At 48.5% G+C, this 21657-nt stretch carries 19 protein-coding genes; 16 read left to right on the top strand and 3 right to left on the bottom strand.

Annotated elements, in window-relative coordinates:
- Positions 1-49: 49 nt before the first annotated feature.
- The 3 genes from H8K38_RS13440 to map are packed head-to-tail and all read right to left on the bottom strand — an operon-like array spanning position 50 to position 4240.
- Positions 50-796 carry a pseudouridine synthase gene (locus tag H8K38_RS13440; RefSeq protein WP_186885352.1) on the bottom strand — a complete coding sequence of 249 codons (747 nt, stop codon included), beginning with the start codon at positions 794-796 and terminating at the stop codon, positions 50-52.
- A 59-nt stretch (positions 797-855) separates the two neighbouring features.
- Positions 856-3408, bottom strand: coding sequence for a [protein-PII] uridylyltransferase (locus H8K38_RS13435; RefSeq protein WP_186885351.1), 2553 nt, complete (start codon positions 3406-3408; stop codon positions 856-858).
- A 22-nt stretch (positions 3409-3430) separates the two neighbouring features.
- The gene (map, locus tag H8K38_RS13430; protein WP_186885350.1) at positions 3431-4240 is read right to left on the bottom strand and encodes a type I methionyl aminopeptidase; all 810 of its coding nucleotides are present in this window, start codon (positions 4238-4240) and stop codon (positions 3431-3433) included.
- 320 nt (positions 4241-4560) lie between these two features.
- On the opposite strand from map, the gene rpsB reads away from it, so the two are divergent.
- The 16 genes from rpsB to H8K38_RS13350 all read left to right on the top strand — a co-directional run bounded on the left by rpsB (position 4561) and on the right by H8K38_RS13350 (position 21639).
- Entirely contained in the window at positions 4561-5307 is a 747-nt protein-coding gene (rpsB, locus tag H8K38_RS13425) for a 30S ribosomal protein S2 (protein ID WP_186885349.1), read from the top strand.
- A gap of 134 nt (positions 5308-5441) precedes the next feature.
- Complete coding sequence (gene tsf, locus H8K38_RS13420; protein WP_186885348.1) at positions 5442-6323, top strand: translation elongation factor Ts; 882 nt, start codon at positions 5442-5444, stop codon at positions 6321-6323.
- A gap of 156 nt (positions 6324-6479) precedes the next feature.
- On the top strand, positions 6480-7196 hold the full coding sequence (gene pyrH, locus H8K38_RS13415) for a UMP kinase (RefSeq protein WP_186885347.1): 717 nt from the start codon (positions 6480-6482) through the stop codon (positions 7194-7196).
- Positions 7197-7280: 84 nt separating this feature from the next.
- Entirely contained in the window at positions 7281-7841 is a 561-nt protein-coding gene (frr, locus tag H8K38_RS13410; RefSeq protein WP_186885346.1) for a ribosome recycling factor, read from the top strand.
- Between the two features lie 297 nt (positions 7842-8138).
- Complete coding sequence (locus H8K38_RS13405) at positions 8139-8957, top strand: phosphatidate cytidylyltransferase (protein ID WP_186885345.1); 819 nt, start codon at positions 8139-8141, stop codon at positions 8955-8957.
- A 4-nt stretch (positions 8958-8961) separates the two neighbouring features.
- Positions 8962-10143 (top strand): 1-deoxy-D-xylulose-5-phosphate reductoisomerase, encoded by a 1182-nt coding sequence (gene ispC / locus H8K38_RS13400; RefSeq protein ID WP_186885344.1) that lies wholly within the window; start codon positions 8962-8964, stop codon positions 10141-10143.
- Positions 10140-11507 carry an RIP metalloprotease RseP gene (rseP, locus tag H8K38_RS13395; protein ID WP_186885343.1) on the top strand — a complete coding sequence of 456 codons (1368 nt, stop codon included), beginning with the start codon at positions 10140-10142 and terminating at the stop codon, positions 11505-11507. The genes ispC and rseP overlap by 4 nt, the downstream gene beginning before the upstream one ends.
- Positions 11508-11577: 70 nt before the next feature.
- Positions 11578-13926 (top strand): outer membrane protein assembly factor BamA, encoded by a 2349-nt coding sequence (bamA, locus tag H8K38_RS13390; protein WP_186885342.1) that lies wholly within the window; start codon positions 11578-11580, stop codon positions 13924-13926.
- A 78-nt stretch (positions 13927-14004) separates the two neighbouring features.
- Positions 14005-14481: an OmpH family outer membrane protein gene (locus H8K38_RS13385; protein ID WP_186885618.1), complete on the top strand. Its 477-nt coding sequence runs from the start codon at positions 14005-14007 to the stop codon at positions 14479-14481.
- Positions 14482-14484: 3 nt separating this feature from the next.
- A complete protein-coding gene (gene lpxD, locus H8K38_RS13380; RefSeq protein WP_186885341.1) occupies positions 14485-15546 on the top strand; it encodes a UDP-3-O-(3-hydroxymyristoyl)glucosamine N-acyltransferase in 1062 nt (353 codons plus the stop codon).
- The gene (fabZ, locus tag H8K38_RS13375; RefSeq protein ID WP_186885340.1) at positions 15543-16004 is read left to right on the top strand and encodes a 3-hydroxyacyl-ACP dehydratase FabZ; all 462 of its coding nucleotides are present in this window, start codon (positions 15543-15545) and stop codon (positions 16002-16004) included. The genes lpxD and fabZ overlap by 4 nt, the downstream gene beginning before the upstream one ends.
- The gene (gene lpxA, locus H8K38_RS13370; RefSeq protein WP_186885617.1) at positions 16001-16792 is read left to right on the top strand and encodes an acyl-ACP--UDP-N-acetylglucosamine O-acyltransferase; all 792 of its coding nucleotides are present in this window, start codon (positions 16001-16003) and stop codon (positions 16790-16792) included. The genes fabZ and lpxA overlap by 4 nt, the downstream gene beginning before the upstream one ends.
- A gap of 9 nt (positions 16793-16801) precedes the next feature.
- The gene (lpxB, locus tag H8K38_RS13365; RefSeq protein ID WP_370587099.1) at positions 16802-17965 is read left to right on the top strand and encodes a lipid-A-disaccharide synthase; all 1164 of its coding nucleotides are present in this window, start codon (positions 16802-16804) and stop codon (positions 17963-17965) included.
- A gap of 58 nt (positions 17966-18023) precedes the next feature.
- The gene (locus H8K38_RS13360; protein WP_186885339.1) at positions 18024-18803 is read left to right on the top strand and encodes a TatD family hydrolase; all 780 of its coding nucleotides are present in this window, start codon (positions 18024-18026) and stop codon (positions 18801-18803) included.
- An 8-nt stretch (positions 18804-18811) separates the two neighbouring features.
- Complete coding sequence (locus H8K38_RS13355; RefSeq protein WP_186885338.1) at positions 18812-19462, top strand: ankyrin repeat domain-containing protein; 651 nt, start codon at positions 18812-18814, stop codon at positions 19460-19462.
- Positions 19463-19905: 443 nt separating this feature from the next.
- Positions 19906-21639 (top strand): ABC transporter permease subunit, encoded by a 1734-nt coding sequence (locus tag H8K38_RS13350; RefSeq protein WP_186885337.1) that lies wholly within the window; start codon positions 19906-19908, stop codon positions 21637-21639.
- The last annotated feature ends 18 nt before the right edge of the window (positions 21640-21657 follow it).

Genomic DNA, 21657 nt, shown 5'->3' with positions numbered 1-21657 from the left:
ACAGGGGGGAGTATATACTTCAGTCATGTCATATCGTATTTTTGAACGATCAGAATTGTTCGTCTTCACGCAGATAGCGCCATTGCCCTTCGGGTAAATTGCCCAGCCTGACTTTGCCGATACGCACCCGTTTTAAACCCAGAACGCGCAAGCCCACCATGTCGCACATACGGCGAATCTGACGTTTTTTCCCTTCACGCAAAATGAAGTGCAACTGATCTTCATTTTGCCAACTGACTTTGGCAGGCAGCAATTTTTTACCATCGAGCATCAGGCCGTGATTCAGTCGGCGCAGATCTGCATCGGGCAATCTGCCCGGTTTGGAATAAGCAACCCGCACCAGATATTCTTTTTCGACGACTGTATTTTCACCGATCAGCTGTTTGGCAATCCTGCCATCCTGCGTCAGCACCAATAAGCCAACGGAATCAATATCGAGACGCCCGGCAGGTACCAGACTGCGCAATTGGGTAGGATGAAATGCCGTATCAACCTTGCATTCTGACCAGCGGTTTTCCGGTTTGATCAGCGCAATCGCTGGTGTGTAGCCATCTTCTGCCTGACCACTGACGTAGCCCACTGGCTTATTGATCAGAACGGTCACGCGCTTGGATTGCTCAGCCGCCGCTTGGCGTTCAACCGTTACTTTTTGATGCGGCAATACTTTACTGCCGAGTTCGGAGATGACCTGGCCATCGACGCGCACCCAGCCGCGGGCGATCCATTCATCCGCTTCGCGGCGGGAGCACAATCCGAGTTCGGACATGCGTTTTGAGAGTCTTACTAATTCTGTCATGGTGAAATATCAGGCAGTGAATCCGGAAATGCAGGTCCGGATGGAAAAAGGATGCGAGTTTACACCCGTAATGCGTCCAACAGATCAGTTTCAAACTGAATCTGGGTACGAGCGCCTTGCAGCGCAGCGCCATCAACGATAAACACGTCTTCAACCCGTTCGCCCAGCGTCATGATTTTCGCGGTGTGCAGATTGATTTTGTATTTCGTCAGTACCTCGGCAATCGAATACAGCAAACCGTTTTTGTCATTCGCAGAGATCGACAATAAATAGTACTGACCTTTTTCATCCGGCCGTAAATCCACCGTCGGAACGATAGGGAAGTTGCGCGACATGCGCGATAACCGCCCGCGATTCGGCGGCGATAATGGCGTTTGCTGCGCCAGCGATTCACTCAGTTCGTGTTCGATCAGATTAATGATGTCGCGATACTGATGCGCAAAGCTAGGCTCGCTGACCATGAAGGTGTCGAGTGCGTAACCGTTTTTACAGGTATGAATTTTGGCGTCGAGAATATCGAAATTTTTGCTGTCAAAATAATTGCAAATCCGAGCGAACAAATCCGGCTGATCTTTGACATAGACGGTGACCTGAAGGCCTTCGCCTATCGTTGATAAACGGCATTTCACTACTGGCGTGCTGCTATCAATTCTGTCGTACAGTACTCTGGTTTGCCATGCAATGTCAGATGCGTCATGGCGCAGGAAATAGCCGACATCCAGTTGTTGCCAGAGTTTTTCATGTGCGTCCGGCGGAATGCCAACCAGACGCAAGGCTTTCAGTGCATCGTTCTGACGATTTTTTAATACGCTGTCTTTCGATGGAGCTTCACCGCCAAGAACGCGTAAGGTCATACGATACAGATCTTCCAGCAGCTTGGCTTTCCAGCCGTTCCATACTTTCGGGCTGGTGCCACGGATATCAGATACGGTCAGCAAATACAGGGCGGTCAGATGACGTTCGTCTTTTACTAATTTGGCGAAATTCAGCACGACATCCGGATCGGATAAGTCCTGCTTTTGCGCGACTTGCGACATGGTCAGATGATTCTGTACAAGGAAAATCACCAGTTCCGTATTCGCACGATTCAGGCCGTGGTCGTAACAAAATTTCTTAGCGTCAGCCATTCCAAGCACGGAATGGTCGCCGCCGCGACCTTTGGCGATGTCATGGAACAGCGCTGCGATATATAGCACCCAAGGCTGATCGAAATTGGCGATCAACTGGCTGCAGAATGGATATTCATGGGCATGCTCGGGCATCGTGTAGCGGCGCAGATTGCGCACGACCATCAGGATATGCTGATCGACGGTGTAGGCATGAAACAGATCATGTTGCATCTGTCCGATAATCCGCCGGAAATTGGGCAGATAACGGCCGAGTATGCTCATCTGATTCATGCGCCGCAAAGCATGCGTGATGCCCTGTGGCGCCTGCAATATTTGTAAAAAGAGTGAGCGGTTGAAGATGTTGTGCCTGAATTCGGCATCAATCAGCAAGCGTGCATGCCATAACGCGCGTGTTGTTCGCGCTGTCATACCTTTCAGTTCACTATGGCGCGCCATTACGAGAAAAATTTCCAGTAACGCTGACGGATTGCTTTGGAACGTGTCGTCAGAGGCAATATCGATGAAGCCATTGACCTCATTGAAGCGCTCATTGATGGGACGTGGCACCGAGGGCTGAGGAAACAAAACGGCTTCGATATTCTGCAGTAGTATCAGATTTAGCTGGGTGACTGCTTTGGCGGCCCAGTAATACCGCTGCATCAGATATTCGCTGGCACGTCGCGATTCCGTCGTTTTGAATCCGAATGATTCTGCAATCGGTGTCTGTATATCAAACACGAGCCGGTCTTCACGGCGCCCCGCAGCGATGTGCAGGCGTGCGCGTATGTCTTTAAAGGCACGTTCATTACGTTTGAGTTGATGCGCTTCGGTATCCGTAATCAGACCGCGCTGCGCCAGTTCACGCCAGGAATTGCCGAGATTGGCTGCCCTGGCAACCCAGAGGATGACTTGTAAGTCGCGCAGGCCACCCGGGCTTTCCTTGCAATTCGGCTCCAGACTGTATGGCGTGTCTTCGTATTTGACATGCCGCTGCCGGAGCTCCAGCAGTTTTTCCTGGAAAAATTTTTGCGGATTCATTGCCTCTGCGTAGCATTGTTGCAGTTTACGGAACAGGCTGCGACTGCCGCAGACCAGACGCGCCTCAAGCATGCTGGTCTGCACAGTAATATCTGCTGCCGACTCCTGCAGGCATTCTTCTACTGTACGTATGCTGTGCCCGATATCAAGCCCGATATCCCAGAACAACTGCACCAGACACTCAAGTTTGCTTTGCGTTTCTGGTGTCGGCGCTTTGTCCAGTAAGATCAGAACATCTACGTCAGAATAAGGAAAAAGCTCGCCGCGACCATAACCACCGACGGCGACCAGTGAACATTCCTTGGGTATGTCGAAATGTTTCCAGATCTTTTCCAGCACATGATCCACACTGCGGCATAAACCCTTCAGTAACTGTTCAGCTTTGTGATTGTCATTAAACGCCAGTATTGCTGACGCTTGTGCTGACTTGATTTCTTCTTTGAATGCAAGTGCTGGTGAAAGCATTATTCCGGGTCGCCTTGTACGTTTAAACGAGTTGAATGTAGTCAGGAATTGGTGGGTAGCCAGCCGACAACGTCAAGATTTCATAACCTGTTTCGGTGACGAGCACAGTATGTTCCCATTGTGCAGACAAGCTGCGGTCTTTGGTGCGGATAGTCCAGCCGTCACCCATGGCGCGAATCTCACGTCGACCGGCATTAATCATCGGTTCTACAGTGAAAATCATGCCCGCTTCCAGTTTTTCCATCGTGCCGGGTTTGCCGTAATGCATGACCTGAGGCGCTTCGTGGAAAACTTTACCGATGCCATGTCCACAAAACTCACGGACCACGCTGTAACCGGCTTTTTCAGCATGCTGCTGAATCACATGTCCAATATCACCCAGATAAGCGCCAGGTTTGATTTTTGAAATGCCCAGCCACATGCATTCATAAGTGATCTGGTTCAGGCGCTTGCTTAAAATAGATGGTTCACCAAGCAAAAACATACGACTGGTGTCACCGTGGTAGCCATCTTTAATGACGGTAATATCAAGGTTGACGGAATCGCCGCTTTTTAAGACTTTATCGCCAGGAATACCGTGACAGATCACGTCATTGACAGAAGTGCAGATTGCTTTCGGGTAGGGCGTGTAACCAGGAGGGCAATAGTTCAGCGGAGCCGGAATCGTGCCTTGTACATTCACCATATATTCGTGACAAAGACGATCAAGTTCACCGGTTGTTACGCCAACCTGAACGAATGGGGTAATGTAATCAAGGACTTCTGATGCCAGTTTTCCGGCGATACGCATACCGGCGATATCTTCCGCGGTTTTAATTGAAATGGATTCCATATTGTTTCGTAGTAGAGCAGCGATATTGAATTGAATGAAAAAGAATGCATCGCTGCGTGAGAAAGTGCGATAAATAAGTGCTATCAGCAGGTAATCAATAATTATAGACGTGAAAAGTGCACCTGTCGCAGTGAAGTCAACTTCATACTTGAGGAGAATCGCAATTTCATAGTAGAATAGATGGTTAGCTTGTAAATGAATGCAAATTTCTTATAGGTTAATTCATATTCTTATCAATCGAATCCGGTCGAAAAGGGTGTCTTTTCTGCTCAGGCAGAGAGATCACTGGCTGGATTCAAGACCTAACCCTGGAGTTTATTATGTCTGTAACAATGCGTGAAATGCTGGAAGCTGGCGTGCACTTTGGTCACCAAACACGTTTTTGGAATCCAAAAATGGCACCGTACATCTTCGGTCACCGCAACAAAATTCATATCGTTAACCTGGAAAAAACACTGGCTTTGTACCAGGAAGCGATGAAGCATATCCGTCAATTGTCTGCAAATCGCGGCACAATTCTGCTGGTTGGTACAAAACGCCAATCTCGCGAAATCATCGCGGCAGAAGCGCAACGTGCAGGTATGCCTTACGTTGATCAACGTTGGCTGGGCGGTATGCTGACTAACTTCAAAACAGTAAAAACATCAATCAAGCGCCTGAAAGAAATGGAAGCTGCTGTTGAAGATGGTTCCGTAGAGAAGTTGTCCAAAAAAGAAGCGCTGATGTTTGATCGTGAAATGATCAAGCTGCAAAAATCTATCGGCGGTATCAAGGATATGGGCGGCGTTCCAGATGCAATTTTCGTGGTTGACGTTGGCTACCATAAAGGTGCAATTACTGAAGCAGCTAAACTCGGCATCCCTGTTATCGGTGTGGTCGATACTAACCACTCTCCTGAAGGTGTTGCTTACATCATTCCTGGTAATGATGACTCATCCAAGGCAATTGCTCTGTATGCCCGCGGTGTTGCTGATGCAATCCTGGAAGGCCGTGCAAACGCAGTGAATGAAGTTCTGGAAGCAGTAAAGCCAGGTTCTGACGAGTTTGTGGAAGTAGAACAAGCGTAATTTTTGTTCAGATAGAGAGTTTCGGGCGATTTATACCCGGAACGCGAAAAATGGGGCAACAGTCGTTCGCCCCTTTTTTTAAAACAAAATTTGATGATCAGTGCTGAATAGCACTACCGATTTAGGAGAATGACATGGCAGCGATTACAGCAGCGATGGTTGGTGCTTTGCGCGCAAAGACAGATGCGCCAATGATGGAATGCAAAAAAGCTTTGACAGAAGCTGATGGTGATATGGACCGTGCAGAAGAGATTCTGCGTGTAAAACTGGGTAGCAAAGCATCTAAAGCCTCTTCCCGCGTTACTGCGGAAGGTGTAGTTGCTTCTTATATTTCCGGTAATGTCGGTGCTTTGATCGAAGTTAACTGCGAAACAGACTTCGTTACAAAAAATGATGACTTCATTGCATTGGCTAACACTTGCGCTAAATTGATTGCTGAGCACAATCCAGCTGACGTAGCTGCTTTGGGCGCACTGCCACTCGATGGCAAGACAGTAGAAGAAGTTCGTGCGGCACTGGTTGGTAAGATCGGTGAAAACATGTCCTTCCGTCGTTTTGCGCGTTTTGAGACACCAGCTAAACTGACTTCTTATCTGCACGGCACACGTATCGGTGTTGTTGTTGAATTTGAAGGTGCTGATGAACAAGTTGGTAAAGACGTAGCAATGCATATCGCTGCGATGAAACCAGTTGCTTTGTCGACAGAACAAGTGCCTGCGGAATTGATCGAAAAAGAACGTTCAGTTGCTTCTCAGAAAGCAGCGGAATCTGGCAAGCCAGCGGATATCGTTGAAAAAATGGTAGAAGGTTCTGTACAGAAATTCCTGAAAGAAGTTTCTTTGTTTAATCAACCTTTTGTTAAAAATGACAAACAAACTGTGGAGCAAATGCTGAAATCAGTTGGTGCGAATGTGAAAGCATTTACGATGTTTGTTGTTGGTGAAGGCATCGAGAAAAAAGTCGATGATTTCGCGGCAGAAGTGGCAGCTCAAGTAGCTGCGGCAAAACAAGCGTAATCAGGCGTAATAAAAAAACGGGCCGAAAGGCCCGTTTTTTTAAGCTCAGAAAAGTAGTTTCAGAATTATTTGGTTTGGATGTCACTTCAAATGTGAGCAAACCAAATGATTGCTTGTATTAATTTAATTTCTTAACTTTCCAGAAGGAGTCCTATCATGACAAAACCTGCTTACAAGCGCGTGCTCTTGAAGCTCTCTGGCGAAGCCCTCATGGGCGATGATTCATTTGGCATTAACCGTGCCACGATTGAACGTATGGTGGCGGATGTTGCAGAAATATCCCGCTTAGGTGTCGAGCTTGCTATCGTAATCGGTGGCGGCAACATATTCCGTGGCGTTGCTCCAGGTGCACAGGGCATGGATCGTGCCACCGCCGATTATATGGGGATGCTCGCGACAGTGATGAATGCCTTGGCGTTAGCGGATGCGATGCGCCAGGCGGGGGTGACTGCGCGCGTCATGTCTGCGATCGCAATTGATCAGGTGGTTGAACCTTATGTTCGCCCGAAAGCATTGCAATATCTGGAAGAGGGTAAGGTAATTGTGTTTGCGGCAGGTACTGGCAATCCATTCTTTACTACCGATACCGCTGCTGCCTTACGCGGGTCTGAAATCGGCGCTGAAATCGTTTTGAAGGCGACGAAGGTGGATGGTGTTTATACTGCAGATCCGAAAAAAGATCCGACTGCGACACGTTTTTCCACTATTTCATTTGACGAGGCCATCTCACGCCATTTGCAGGTGATGGATGCAACCGCATTTGCACTTTGCCGCGATCAGAAATTGCCAATTAAAGTATTCTCTATTGTTAAGCCTGGTGCGTTAAAGAATGTCATTATGGGTGAAGACGAAGGCACACTTGTCCACGTATAATGCAGCGTTTTTGATTGACTGGTTTAATTTTGATAAGGGTCTTTTGCTTTTTAAAGACTGAGAATTGATGTACAGGAGGGCAGTATGAGTGTAGCAGACGTTAAAAAAAATAGTGACCAGAGAATGCAGAAGTCGATTGAGACTCTGAAAGCGGACTTGTCGAAAGTTCGTACAGGCCGTGCACATACAGGCATTCTGGATCACGTGATGGTTGATTACTATGGTTCCCCGACAAATATCACTCAGGTTGCTAACGTAACGCTGATTGATGCGCGCACGATCGGTGTTCAGCCGTGGGAAAAGAAAATGCTGAGCACGATAGAAAAGGCGATTCGCGATTCTGATCTTGGTCTGAATCCATCGAGTCAGGGCGATATGATCCGTGTGCCAACGCCACCATTGACAGAAGAACGTCGTAAAGAAATGGTCAAGCTGGTGAAGACTGAAGGCGAAGGCGCAAAAATTGCTATTCGCAATATCCGTCGCGATGCCAATGAATCGTTGAAAAAAATGCTCAAGGAAAAAGAATGTTCTGAAGATGATGAGCGTCGCGCACAAGATGATATTCAAAAGCTGACAGACAAATTTGTCGCTGAAGTCGATAAATTATTGGCAGAAAAAGAAAAAGAAGTGTTGACGGTTTAAGCTATTCACTAAGTCACATTTACTGGTTTTTTTGGCTCAGATTTTGAATAAGCTGTAAGTAAAACTACTTCTGACTCCTTTCTTTGTTGTGATCGGAGTTGGCGGTAGTTTTTTTTATGCTCACCTGAGGGTGTTATTTCTCAATTATTCGGTCTTTATGAGTCAGGTATTGCGGCGAGGGCAATTGTGAGTATGCCGGATAAAACCGTTTATACTCTGCCCGCAGAGGCAGTCAGCGATTGATCGCCCATTTTTTGAGTTCAGTGCAGCACAACATAATCAGACAGAGAGTCATTGATGTTAAAAAACCGCGTTATTACCGCGTTGATTTTGCTGGCCATTTTGTTGCCGGTTTTGTATTCAGGGAATTTCCTCGCTTTTTCGGTGATTGTGGTCGCCTTCTTTGGTGCGGCGATCTGGGAGTGTCAGCGTTTATTTAAAAAACCACTGCCTTTGCTGATGGCTGCAGGATGGGCTGCCTTCTTTGCTTATCTCTTATTTCATCTCGATAGCTTTTCTACGCCATTATTATTTGCCTTGTGTGTTGCCTTCTGGTTGTTACGACTGGTGCCGTTGCTGGCCAAGGGCTTGCCGCCTGAATTCGGGTTTTCAAATGGAATCCTGAGTACGTTGTACGGCATCGTTATTTTTGGATGTTTTATCGCGATTGCCGTGTTATTCAAAGTGTCGCCACTTTATCTGCTCTCCGTCATGGCGATAGTCTGGGTCGCGGATATTGGAGCGTATTTTTCAGGAAAAGCATTTGGGAAACATAAGCTGGCACCCTCTATTTCTCCCGGAAAATCCTGGGAGGGCGCTATTGGCGGTGGCGTGGCGGTGCTGTTACTGGCTGCTGGCTCTGTCTATATTCCGGCACTACAAGACACATTCGCGGTACAGATTTTTCTGCGTAAAGGCTGGTTGGTTTTTTTGGGTGTGATGAGTTTACTTTGCGCTGCAAGTGTCATCGGCGATTTATTTGAATCCATGTTGAAACGACGGGTTGGCATGAAAGACAGCAGCAATCTCTTACCTGGCCATGGTGGCGTGCTCGATAGAATTGATGCATTGATTCCCGTGTTGCCGCTGGCTGTTCTTCTGGATTTATGGCGTTAATAGTATGAGTTTACAGCGTGTTTGTATTTTAGGATCCACGGGATCTATCGGCGTTTCCACTCTGGATGTGATTGCCAGACACCCGGATTGCTATCAGGTATTTGCATTGACTGCGCACACGCAGATAGAAAAACTCGCAGCCCAGTGTGTGCAATTTCAGCCGCAAGTTGTTGTTGTCGGTTCTGCCAGTGCAGCAGATGCGTTACGGCATTTGCTCGCAGAAAAAAAATTAGGTCAGATACAAATTCAATACGGGCCTGAAGCTTTGTGTGAGGTGGCCTCGTCTCCGGAGTGCGACAGTGTGATGGCGGCGATTGTCGGTGCGGCTGGTTTACCGGCTTCGCTGGCTGCGGCACGTGCAGGTAAAAAAGTCATGCTCGCAAATAAAGAGGCGCTGGTAATGTCCGGCAACCTGTTTATGGATGCGATCAAGAAAAGCGGAGCGGCTCTGTTGCCGATTGATAGCGAACACAATGCGATATTTCAGTGCTTACCGCGGCATTATGATGGTCAGGCTGAACAGCACGGCGTCAGTAAAATTCTGTTAACAGCGTCAGGCGGGCCATTTTTGCACCGCGATATTGCCACGCTGACGGATGTCACGCCAGAGCAGGCAATTGCGCATCCGAACTGGGTGATGGGGCGAAAAATCTCTATCGATTCAGCTACCATGATGAACAAAGGGCTGGAAGTCATTGAAGCGCACTGGCTGTTTTCGGCGCCTGCCGATATGATCGAAGTCGTGATTCATCCACAAAGCGTTATTCACTCCATGGTCTCTTACAACGACGGCTCTGTGCTGGCGCAACTGGGAAACCCGGATATGCGTACTCCTATTGCCTACGGACTTGCATATCCTGAACGCATTGCCTCTGGCGTATCGCCGTTAGATCTTGTAAAAGTCTCCAAGCTCAATTTTGAAGCGCCGGATTTCGCTCGTTTCCCCTGTTTGTCGCTCGCGTATCAGGCACTGAAAACAGGTGGCTCTGCACCAACGATATTGAACGCAAGTAACGAGATTGCTGTCCAAGCATTTTTAGACGGAAAAATCGGTTTCCGCGCGATAGATCAATTGATTGCACTATGCATGGATAAAATCGCTGTCACTCCAGTGACTGATCTTGATGGCATTCTGGCGGTCGATGCAGAAGCGCGTGCGGTTGCCCATACGATAGTGATGCAATGAAATTGATTCAGACTATTCTCGCATTTATCGTCACACTCGGCACACTGGTGACGATACATGAGCTGGGACACTACATTGCTGCGCGTTTGTGCGGGGTAAAAGTATTGCGTTTCTCTGTTGGTATGGGACGTGTAATTTTCGCCCGTAAACTTGGTAAAGATCAGACTGAGTGGGCGATATCGCTGCTCCCGTTGGGCGGATACGTAAAGATGCTGGATGCTCGCGAGCAGGACGTAGCAGAAATTCCTCCTGCAGACTTGCCACGGGAATTTTGCCGTCAATCCGTCTGGAAGCGTATCGCCATTGTTGCGGCTGGTCCAGTGGCGAATTTTATTCTGGCGATCCTTTTGTATTCGGCATTGTTTGTTTACGGAATACCTGAGCCAGTCGCAAAAATCCGCGTTCCTTCTGCCACTTCAGTTGCTTATCAATCTGGTTTGCGTCACGGCGACGTGATCTCAGACATCAACGGAAAAACGATACAGAGTTGGAGTGAAGTGCATTGGGAATTAATGCAGCGCGCACTGGAAAAAAATAATGCTGAAATTTCTGTTGTTCGTGTCTCCGGTGATCAGCCGGATCAGCAAATCAGGCGTGTCGTTGAATTGCCGCTGAAGCAGCCGAACAGTCAGGATCTTGAGGGCGACTTTATGTCGCAACTCGGATTCTCGCTGGCCCGCCCGCCTGCAATACTCGGTGACATCCTGCCAGACGGTCCGGCCAGTCTCGCCGGACTGAAAAAAGGCGACCTGATATTGAGCATTAACGGTGAGCCTGTGCTTGATGGCCTGGCGTTCACGGAAAAGGTCAATGCTTCTGCCGGGCAGCGCCTGACTCTGCACATTAAGCGTAACAGTGATGAGATTGACGTGGTAGCGACGCCGGTTACAGAAGAGGTAAATGGAACAAAAATCGGACGCTTGAAAATTCAGATGATGCTGGCACCAGAAATGACGGTCGTGCAGACAGGCCTGATCGCATCGATAGGAAAGAGTGTACAAAAAACCTGGGATACCAGCATCGTCAGCATTAAAATGCTGTGGAAAATGATCGTCGGTGAGGTTTCTTTGAAAAACATTACCGGTCCGCTGACTATTGCTGATTATGCGGGCCAGACATCAAGAGTCGGCCTGATCAGTTATCTCAGCTTTATGGCGCTCATCAGCATCAGCCTCGGAGTCATGAATTTGCTGCCTATTCCTGTGCTAGACGGCGGCCATTTGTTGTATTATTCGCTGGAAGTTTTGACGGGCAAGCCAGTGTCTGAACGCTTTACTGAAATTGCACAACGTGCCGGAGTAGCATTGCTGATGGCAATCATGGCAGTTGCATTTTTTAATGATATAGCCCGACTAATGTCATAATAGTCAGCTTGATGATAAAAAACTCAATTCTGAACGCCATATTGAGAGTATTGAAAGAACTTTATACCCAATGAAATTACATATCGAGCATTTCACTTTGCCAAAATTTCGTCTTCATTCTATGGCTCTGGCCGCGCTCGCTGTATGTTCCGGCAGCGCATTCGCGATACAACCTTTCACAGTAAAAGATATTCGCGTTGAGGGTTTGCAAAGAACAGAGGCAGGTACGGTATTCAGCTATCTGCCAGTCAAAGTCGGTGAAGTGTTTGATGACGCTAAAAGCACGACTGCGATCAAATCTTTATATGCGACTGGTTTTTTTAAAGATATTCAAATCGAAGAGCAAGACGGCGTGTTGGTAGTTTTGCTTGATGAGCGCCCAACTATTGCAGGCGTTGAATTCACAGGCACAAAAGAATTTGAAAAAGATGCTCTGGTAAAAGCATTGAAAGATATCGGCATCGGAGAAACGCGGATTTTTGATAAAGCAACCGTTGACCGTGCAGAGCAAGAATTGAAGCGTCAGTATTTGTCGAAAGGCTTATACGGTATGCAAATTACGACTACGATTACGCCAATCGAACGAAATCGTGTCAAAGTAACTTTCGCGGTAGATGAAGGCGAGATTGCCAAGATTGCGCAAATTAAAATCATAGGCAATAAAGCGTTTTCAGATGGCGAATTAAGAGACCTGATGGCATTAAATACGCCGACATGGTTCTCGTGGTACACCAAAGCCGATCAGTACTCCAAACAAAAATTATCCGGCGATATTGAAACCTTACGTTCGTTCTATCAGAATCGCGGCTATCTGGAAATGCAGATCCTCTCGACGCAGATTTCGATTACTCCCGATAAAAAAGATATTTACATCACGATCAATCTGACCGAAGGTGATAAATATACTGTTTCCAATATCAAGCTCGAAGGCGATATGTTCGGTCGTGAAGACGAACTCGCTTCGCTGATGTTACTCAAAAAGGGTGATATTTATAATGCGGCTCGCCTGACAGAAAGCACCAAACGGATTTCTGAACGTATGGGTAACTTCGGTTATGCGTTTGCGAATGTGAATGCAAACCCGATTCTGGACAAGGAAAAGAAAGAAGTTGCCTTCACCGTTTTTGTTGATGGCGGCAAACGTGTCTATGTTCGTCGCATTAACCTTGCCGGTAATACGCGGACACGTGACGAAGTTATTCGCCGTGAATTCCGTCAGTTTGAAAGTTCCTGGTACGACGGCGAGAAAATTAAAGCCTCACGTGACCGCGTTGAACGCCTGGGTTATTTTGGCGACGTGAAATTGGAAACGCCGGAAGTGGCAACCAGTGCCGATCAGGTCGATGTGAATTTGTCTGTGACAGAAAAACCAACCGGCAATCTGACATTCGGTGCAGGTTATTCCAGCGCAGAAAAACTGACATTGTCCGGGGCAATTCAACAGGCTAACGTTTTTGGTAGCGGCGACACGATAGGTTTGGAAATTAATACCAGCCGACAATACCGTACCGTAGCTGTTTCGCATCTGGATCCATACTTTACCGACGATGGTATCAGTCGTAGTGTGGATGCGTATATGAGAACAACGAATCCGTTGATCGGCAGTACTTATTACTACAAAATTCAGACTACTGGCGGCAATTTACGCTTTGGTGTTCCATTCTCTGAAGTCGATACCGTATTTTTTGGCATGGGATTTGAGCGAACGAAGGTTGAAACAGACTCAACCAGTCCGAATACCTATAAAAAATATGTTGCTAATTACGGAAATGGCACCAAAGATCAGACTGCCCTTGACTATGGCGTTGGAACCGCGACGACGAATTCTTTCCCGTTGACGATTGCGTGGCAGAGGGATAGTCGCGACAGCGTACTGACACCGACCATCGGACGTTATCAGCGCGCCAACCTGGAAGTTGCTGCGATCGGTAATTTTAAATATTATCGTGCTATTTATAACGCTCAGTATTTCAAACCAATTTATCGCTCTGTGACACTGGCACTGAATGGTGAATTTGACTACGGTCACGGCTTGGGTGGAAATCCTTATCCGGTATTTAAAAACTTCTATGCTGGCGGTATTGGTTCGGTTCGCGGTTATGAACCTTCGTCCTTGGGGACCAGAGATGCAGGTAACAACTCCACTGGTGGTGCCAGCCGCTTGCTGGGTAATGTAGAATTACAGATTCCATTCCCTGGTGCGGATAAGTCACTGCGTTGGTTCACATTCATCGACGGTGGTCAGGTATTTGATGAAGGTCAAAAAATGCGCACGAGTGATTTGCGCTTCGGTGCGGGTATCGGTATAAGCTGGATATCTCCGGTGGGTCCTTTGAAACTGAGTTTCGGTCGTGCTTTAAATGCGAAACCTGATGATAAGAAACAAGCCTTCCAGTTCCAGATGGGTACAGGTTTCTAATTTAGATTTACATAAGTTTGTGTTACGGAGATTATTTTGAGTCAACATATTACCCCGTCCAAATTGTTCCAACGCTTGATGATTTGTGCGGCTTGCTTCGTCGGCGTTGCTCAAGTTCATGCGCAGGATTCCAGGGTCGCCATTTTTGATTCGCAGCGGGTGATACGTGAATCTGCACCGGCTAAGGCGGCAGAAGCCAAGATAGAGCAAGAGTTTTCCAAGCGCGGTAAAGATCTGCAAGATCTGGCGACGAAAATTAAGGCAATGGCGGACAGGCTGGATAAAGACTCTGCAGTGTTATCAGAGTCCGAAAGAATCAAACGTCAACGTGAGCTGACCGATCTGGATCAGGACTTCAAACGCAAACAACGTATTTTTAACGAAGACCTGAATCAGCGTAAGAACGAGGAAATCGCCTCTTTAGTTGATCGTGCCTACAAAGTCGTCAAGCAAATCGCTGAAACTGAAAAATACGACATCGTTTTACAAGACGCTGTTTTTTATAATCCCCGCGTTGATATAACCGATAAGGTTCTCAAAGCGCTCGCCAAATAAGTTATGACCACTACGAGCACTCGGCTGGGGGAATTGGTCGATCGCTTCGGTGGTCAATTAATTGGTTCTCCAGATATTGTTGTCGTTGGTATCGCTCCATTGAGTGATGCCAAACATACCCATATCACGTTTCTCTCTAATTCCAAATTAAGACAGCAAGCTGCAGCCACGCAGGCGGCAGCATTGATTGTGACTGAAGCAGATCATGCGCAGATCGCAGCAGAATATAAGGGTGCGTGCATTATTACCGCTAACCCTTATGTCTATTTTGCACGTGCAGCGCAGTATTTTGCTTCGTTGGCAGCGATTCCACCAATGTTGGGGATACATCCTAGCGCCTGGGTCAGCCCACATGCTGTTATTTCGCCCACCGCCAGTATCGGCCCGCATGTCAGCATCGACGCTGAGGCAATTATCGGTGACGCAGTTGTGATTGAAGCCGGTACCAGTGTAGGCCGTGGCGTCACGATCGGTGATGGCTCCTTAATTCATGCCAATGTCAGTATTTATGATTATTGCGTGATAGGTCAACGTGCGATTATCCATTCCGGTGCGGTGATAGGTGCCGATGGTTTTGGTTTTGCGAATGAGCGTGGTGCCTGGATCAAAATTCCACAAACCGGTCGGGTATTGATTGGTGATGACGTCGAAATCGGTGCCAACACCAGTATTGATCGTGGCGCGCTGGCTGACACCATCATAGAAAATGGCGTCAAGCTGGATAATCAGATTCAGATCGGTCACAACTGCCACATCGGCGAACATACTGCGATGGCGGGTTGTGTCGGCGTCGCGGGCAGCGCAAAAATTGGTAAGCATTGTACCTTTGGTGGTGCAGCGATGGTGCTGGGACATTTAACGATTGTCGATAACGTCCATATTTCTTCCGGCAGCATGGTATCCCGCTCAATTTTGGAGCCAGGTCAATATACTGGTTTCTATCCATTGGCAAAGAATGCAGACTGGGAAAAAACGGCGGCGATTGTCCGCAATCTTTCCGGTATGCGTGAAAAAATTCGCCAACTTGAAAAAACAATTAAAACATTGACTGAGAAATCATCATGAACACACTGAACATTAACGAAATCAAAGAATATCTGCCGCATCGCTATCCAATGTTATTGGTCGATCGCGTATTGGATTGGGAGTTGGGCAAGAGCATTACTGCGATCAAAAATGTGACGGCGAATGAGGAATTTTTCAACGGTCACTTCCCGAACAAGCCAGTCATGCCTGGCGTGCTGATGATAGAAGCCCTCGCACAAACGGCAGCGATACTGTCATTTCTGACGATGGGTCAGAAGCCCGACGAAAAAACCATTGTGTATTTCCTCGGTATTGACGGTGCCCGTTTTAAACGTCCGGTTGAACCAGGTGATCAACTGAAAATGGAAGTGGAAATTCTGAAAGTGGCACGCGGTATATGGAAATATAAAGCCAAAGGTACGGTTGATGGTCAGCTGGCACTCGAAGGCGAACTGATGTGCACCATGCGTACGACTGACGACGCAACGGAGAAATAATGGCTATCCATCCAACGGCGCTGGTTGATCCCAAGGCAAACCTTGACAGCACGGTTGAGGTTGGCGCATACGCGATTATCGGCCCACATGTCAGTATTGATGCCGGGACAAAAATCGCTGCACATGTCGTGATCGATGGACATACAACGATCGGCAAAGATAATCACTTTCACTCGTTTTCATCTATCGGCGGTCCGCCTCAAGACAAGAAATATGCAGGCGAAGTGACTTATCTTGAGATTGGTGACCGCAATCTCATTCGTGAATTCTGCACATTCAATTGCGGAACGGTGCAGGATAGAGGTATTACCAAAGTTGGCAGTGATAACTGGTTTCTTGCCTATGTGCATATTGCGCATGATTGCACTGTCGGTAATCACACCATTTTCTCGAATAACGCGGCACTGGCAGGTCACGTTGAAATCGGTGACTGGGTCATCATGAGCGGCTTTTCTGCAGTTCATCAGTTCTGCAAGATCGGGCCGCACGCGTTCGTCGGTATGAATACCAGCCTGACGCAAGATGTGCCACCGTTTGTTTTGTTGTCCGGCAATCCGGCACAAGCTCATGGCGTTAATCTCGAAGGGCTGAAGCGGCGGGGTTTCAGTCGCGATCAGTTGAATGCGATCCGGCAATCATACAAGCTGATTTACAAATCCGGGCTGACGCTGGAAGAATCTAAAGCGGCACTGGATGAGCAAATGTTGAGCCTTAGTGCAGACGCGGCGGCGCAGGTAAAACTGATGCGTGATTTCCTCGACGCGTCAACGCGCGGCATCGTGCGCTAAGGAACACTCGTGTCACTCTCAGCATCATCACGTCCTATCATCTCTATGGTCGCCGGGGAAACCTCCGGTGACATGCTGGCTGCCCGCTTATTATCTGGTTTGCGCCCGCGTTTACCTGATTCGCTGATGCATGGAATCGGTGGGCTGCGTATGGCGGAGCAGGGCTTTGTCAATGACTGGCCTATGGATAAGCTGTCGGTACGCGGTTTGTTTGAAGTGCTGATGCACTACCGTGAAATCAGCGGCATACGTAAAAATCTGAAGCAGCAGTTACTGGCGGAAAAACCGGATGTGTTCATCGGTGTGGATGCGCCCGACTTTAATCTGGATCTCGAAATACAGTTAAAGCAGGCAGGCATTCCTACGATTCATTACATCGGTCCATCGATCTGGGCATGGCGCGGCGGCCGCATTAAGAAAATTGCCGAAGCGGTATCTCACATGCTGGTGATTTTTCCATTTGAAGAACAGATTTATCGCGATGCAGGCATTCCTGTGACTTACGTGGGACATCCGCTGGCACAGGTCATTCCTATGGAAATCGACACTGCCGCTGCGCGAGAAGAACTCGGTCTGGATCCTCGATTTAAGGTCGTCGCCATTCTGCCAGGTAGCCGTATTTCCGAAATCAAATACAACACCGAAGCATTTATCGGTGCTGCAAAAATACTGATACAGCGCGATCCAAATTTACAGATCGTGGTGCCGATGGCGGGTAATAAACAGCGTAGTTACTACATCAAACTGGTGGTCGCCGCGCGTCTGGAAGGCGTGCCGATTTTACTGATTGATGGCCGCTCGCATACGGCAATTGCAGCTGCGGATGCGGTACTGGTTGCCTCGGGCACAGCGTCTTTGGAAGTTGCGCTGTTCAAGAAGCCGATGGTGATCGCCTACAAAATGATGGAAGCATCGTGGCAGATACTCAAACACATGGGCTACCAGCCCTGGGTCGGTTTGCCGAATATACTGGAAAAAGAATTTGTGGTTCCTGAGTTTCTGCAATCTGCCGCCACGCCTGAAGCGATGGCAGATGCGATCTGGCTCCAACTCAATGACGACAATATGCAAGAGAATCTGAAAGACAGATTCACAGCGATGCATCACAGCTTATTGCGCGATACCGCCAATATCTCGGCGCAAGCAGTGTTAGATGTGATTGCTCGCCGCTAAAAGCTGCATATCTGTTGCCGATATCGCCTGATCAGGCATTTACCTTAGACTGTTAATTATGTACGTCGATTCTCATTGCCATATCAATTTTCCTGAACTCGCTGCGCGGATGCCGGAAATCATGCAAAAAATGGCGGATAACGGCGTCACCCATGCACTCTGCGTGTCTGTTGATTTGCCCGATTTTCCGCAAGTGCTGGCCTTAGCGGAGCAATATCCGCATATTTACGCATCGGTTGGCGTGCATCCTGATTATGAAGATACGCCGGAGCCGAGTGCACAACAATTGGTCGAACTGGCGCAACACCCGCGCATCATCGCCATCGGAGAAACCGGGCTGGATTATTTCCGTCTGAAAGGTGACCTCGAATGGCAGCGCGAACGTTTTCGTCAGCACATCCGCGCCTCGCGACTGAGTCGCAAGCCTTTGATTATTCATACCAGAGCCGCCGCAGAAGACACGATACGTATTCTGCGCGAAGAGGGCGCGGGGACGGCAGACGGTGGCGTCGCCGGCGTGATGCACTGCTTTACCGAATCACTGGAAGTTGCATTGGCAGCGATAGAAATGGGATTTTATATTTCTTTCTCCGGCATTCTGACCTTCAAAAGTGCCAAAGATTTACAAGCGGTGGCCAAAGCCTTACCGCTGGATCGCATACTGATAGAAACCGATTCACCTTATCTGGCGCCGATGCCACATCGTGGCAAAATGAATGAACCAGGTTTTGTGCGTCACGTCGGTGAATTTCTGGCTGATCTCAAAGGCGTTTCTGTGACCGAAGTACAGGAAACCACCACGAAAAATTTCTTCAAGCTGTTTCAGTTCGCTCATTGAGGTTCGCCATGCGCTTAACGCCTGCTGCTTTACTGCTTGCTCTTGCTTGTCTGATGCCGGTTGCAGCAAAAGCCGATGCTTATGCGGATTTTGTTTTCGCAGTCAAATTCAATGACGCGCCTGCAGTGCAGGAATTTTTACAACGCGGCATGGATGTCAACTCGGTAGAAGAATATCGCGGCGAATCGATGCTCATGACGGCGCTCAGAAATAAGTCCATGCGCGTTGTTGATTTATTGCTGCAAGTGCCGGATCTGAACATCAATGCCCGCGCAAAGAATGGTGATACAGCGTTGATGGTCGCCAGCTTTCTCGGAAATGCCGATGCAGTCAGAAAAATCATTGCCCATGGTGCCGAGGTCAATCAGCCGGGCTGGACTGCTCTGCATTATGCTGCCGCGAATGGCAGTGTCGAAGCGATCGCCTTATTACTCGAACATCACGCCTACATCGATACCGAATCACCGAATAAAACAACGCCACTGATGATGGCAACCCGTTTCGGCAAACTTGATGCCGCCAGACTCTTGATAGGTGAGGGTGCTGATCTCACGCTGAAAAATGATCTCGGTATGACTGCGCTTGATTTTGCGAAAGAAAGCCAGCATGGCGATTTGACGGAACTTTTACAGCAATCGCTCGCGGCGCAGAAAAAGTAAATCCACATCGCTGATTTTTGTTTCTTATTGTTCGGATTGCAGTGCAGCATATTGTTTATTCACGAAGCTCTGTGTTAAAGTTCGGACTTCTTAATTTTGGAGTTAATTCTGTGGACAGTTATAGTTGTCGATCCCCGATCGAGCTTAACCTGGCAATGTAAGCACAGATACTCTGCTGCTACCTTGCCATCTGGCGGGTAGTAGTTTTTTCAGCGGTTTTTTCCGTATTTCGCTGCACTCCTACTTACCCAATTTGTTTTTTTCTGTCTTCCGTTGTGGTCGAGTGGTTTCGCTTACCACCGCTGCGGAGTAGAATGCATCTGTCTATGCTGCTGGCACGATTGTCAGCAACAGGGGAGGTAGTTTGTTGCGCATCACCTTATTTTGTCAGGCTTATCTGACATCTTCTTTTCTTGCGTATGTCCTGATATCCGGGGGTACGCATGTTTGAATTATTCAGACTCCGTTCACGCGAAGACGCATTGGATAGTAGCGGCCCGAATCGCTGGGATTGGGCTTTATTACCGCTGATTCTTGCCCTGTTAAGCATATTTGCGTTTGCAGCAATGCAGATGAGCCGGCCGTTCTCGGTTGGTGAAGCCTTGCAGGTCTCGCTTGATCCGTTTTATTTGCCCTATTATCTGCTGCGCACGATCTTGCGCATGTTCACCGCACTCGCTTTCTCGCTGTTATTCAGCCTGATTTTTGCCGCGATTGCGGTCAAATACATCACCGCCGAAAAGGTCATGATTCCTGCGCTCGATATTCTGCAATCGGTGCCGATTCTGGGTTTTCAGGCGATCGCCATTGCGCCGTTTATTGCGCTGTTTCCCGGCAATTTACTCGGTGTTGAATGCGCGGCGATTTTTGCGATCTTTACTTCGCAGGCATGGAATATGGCGTTCAGCCTGTATCAGTCCATGCGCAATGTGCCGGCAGAATTACAAGAAGCCGCGCACATTTTCCGGTTGTCGAGCTGGCAGCGTTTCTGGCGACTGGAGTTGCCGTTTGCGATGCCAGGCTTGCTGTGGAATATGATGATGTCGATGTCAGGCGGCTGGTTTTTTTTGGTGGCAGCCGAAGCGATTTCTGTCGCCGGGCAGGACATTAAATTACCCGGCATCGGCTCTTACATCGCGGTCGCGATAGAAGCCAAAGACGGCCATGCCATTGCCTGGGCCATCGCTGCCATGCTGAGCGGCATACTGCTGTACGACCAATTGTTTTTCCGCCCTTTGCTGGCGTGGGCAGACAAGTTTCGTTTTGAAGAATCGCAAGGCGATACCGCGCAACAATCCTGGTTGCTGGACTGGATGCGCAACAGCCGCTGGGTGCGTACCTGGACCGAGCAATTCTGGTCTTTGATGAGTCATGCGCTGTCGTGGTTCAGCGTCAGCTACGATGGCACATCAACCCGCGCCGCCAAGAAAACGATCAGCCCGCTGTGGTCACGTGTTTTTGATGGTGTGCTGATTGTCGTCACCATGCTGGCGATCTACCGGCTGGTGACGTTCATACACAGTGATGTCGGCTGGAGCGAAGTGGCGCACGTCGCTGGTCTGGGTGTGATCACGCTGATCCGCGTCATGCTACTGATCGCGCTGGCTTCGCTGGTGTGGGTACCGATTGCGGTGTGGATAGGCTTGCGCCCGCAGTATTCGCAAAAAGTGCAGGCGGTGGCACAGTTTCTGGCGGCGTTCCCGGTCAATCTGATGTTTCCGCTGGTGGTGCTGGCGATGGTGTCACTCAATCTGACGCCGAATATCTGGCTTAGCCCCTTAATGGTTTTCGGTACCCAGTGGTACATTTTGTTTAACGTTGTTGCTGGTGCGGCGACGATACCGAATGAATTACGTCTGGCAGCAGATAATCTGGGACTCAAAGGCTGGCTGAAATGGAAGCGGGTTTATCTGCCCGCGATTTTCCCAAGTTACATCACCGGCGCGATCACCGCCAGCGGCGGCTCGTGGAATGCCAGTATCGTTGCGGAATATGTCACCTGGGGTAAAACCACGTTGATCGCCGACGGGCTGGGCAGTTACATCAAACAGATGACAGAAGCAGGGGATTTTCACCGCATCGCCCTCGGTATCGGTGTGATGTGTATTTTTGTGATGCTGCTGAACCGGTTTTTCTGGCGCAAATTGTATTTGCTGGCCGAAGACCATATACGCTGATTTGCATAGCACGCCTCA

Source organism: Undibacterium sp. FT79W, assembly GCF_014284215.1.
Classification (GTDB): domain Bacteria; phylum Pseudomonadota; class Gammaproteobacteria; order Burkholderiales; family Burkholderiaceae_D; genus Undibacterium; species Undibacterium aquatile.
This window is presented reverse-complemented; position numbering and strand designations above follow the sequence as displayed.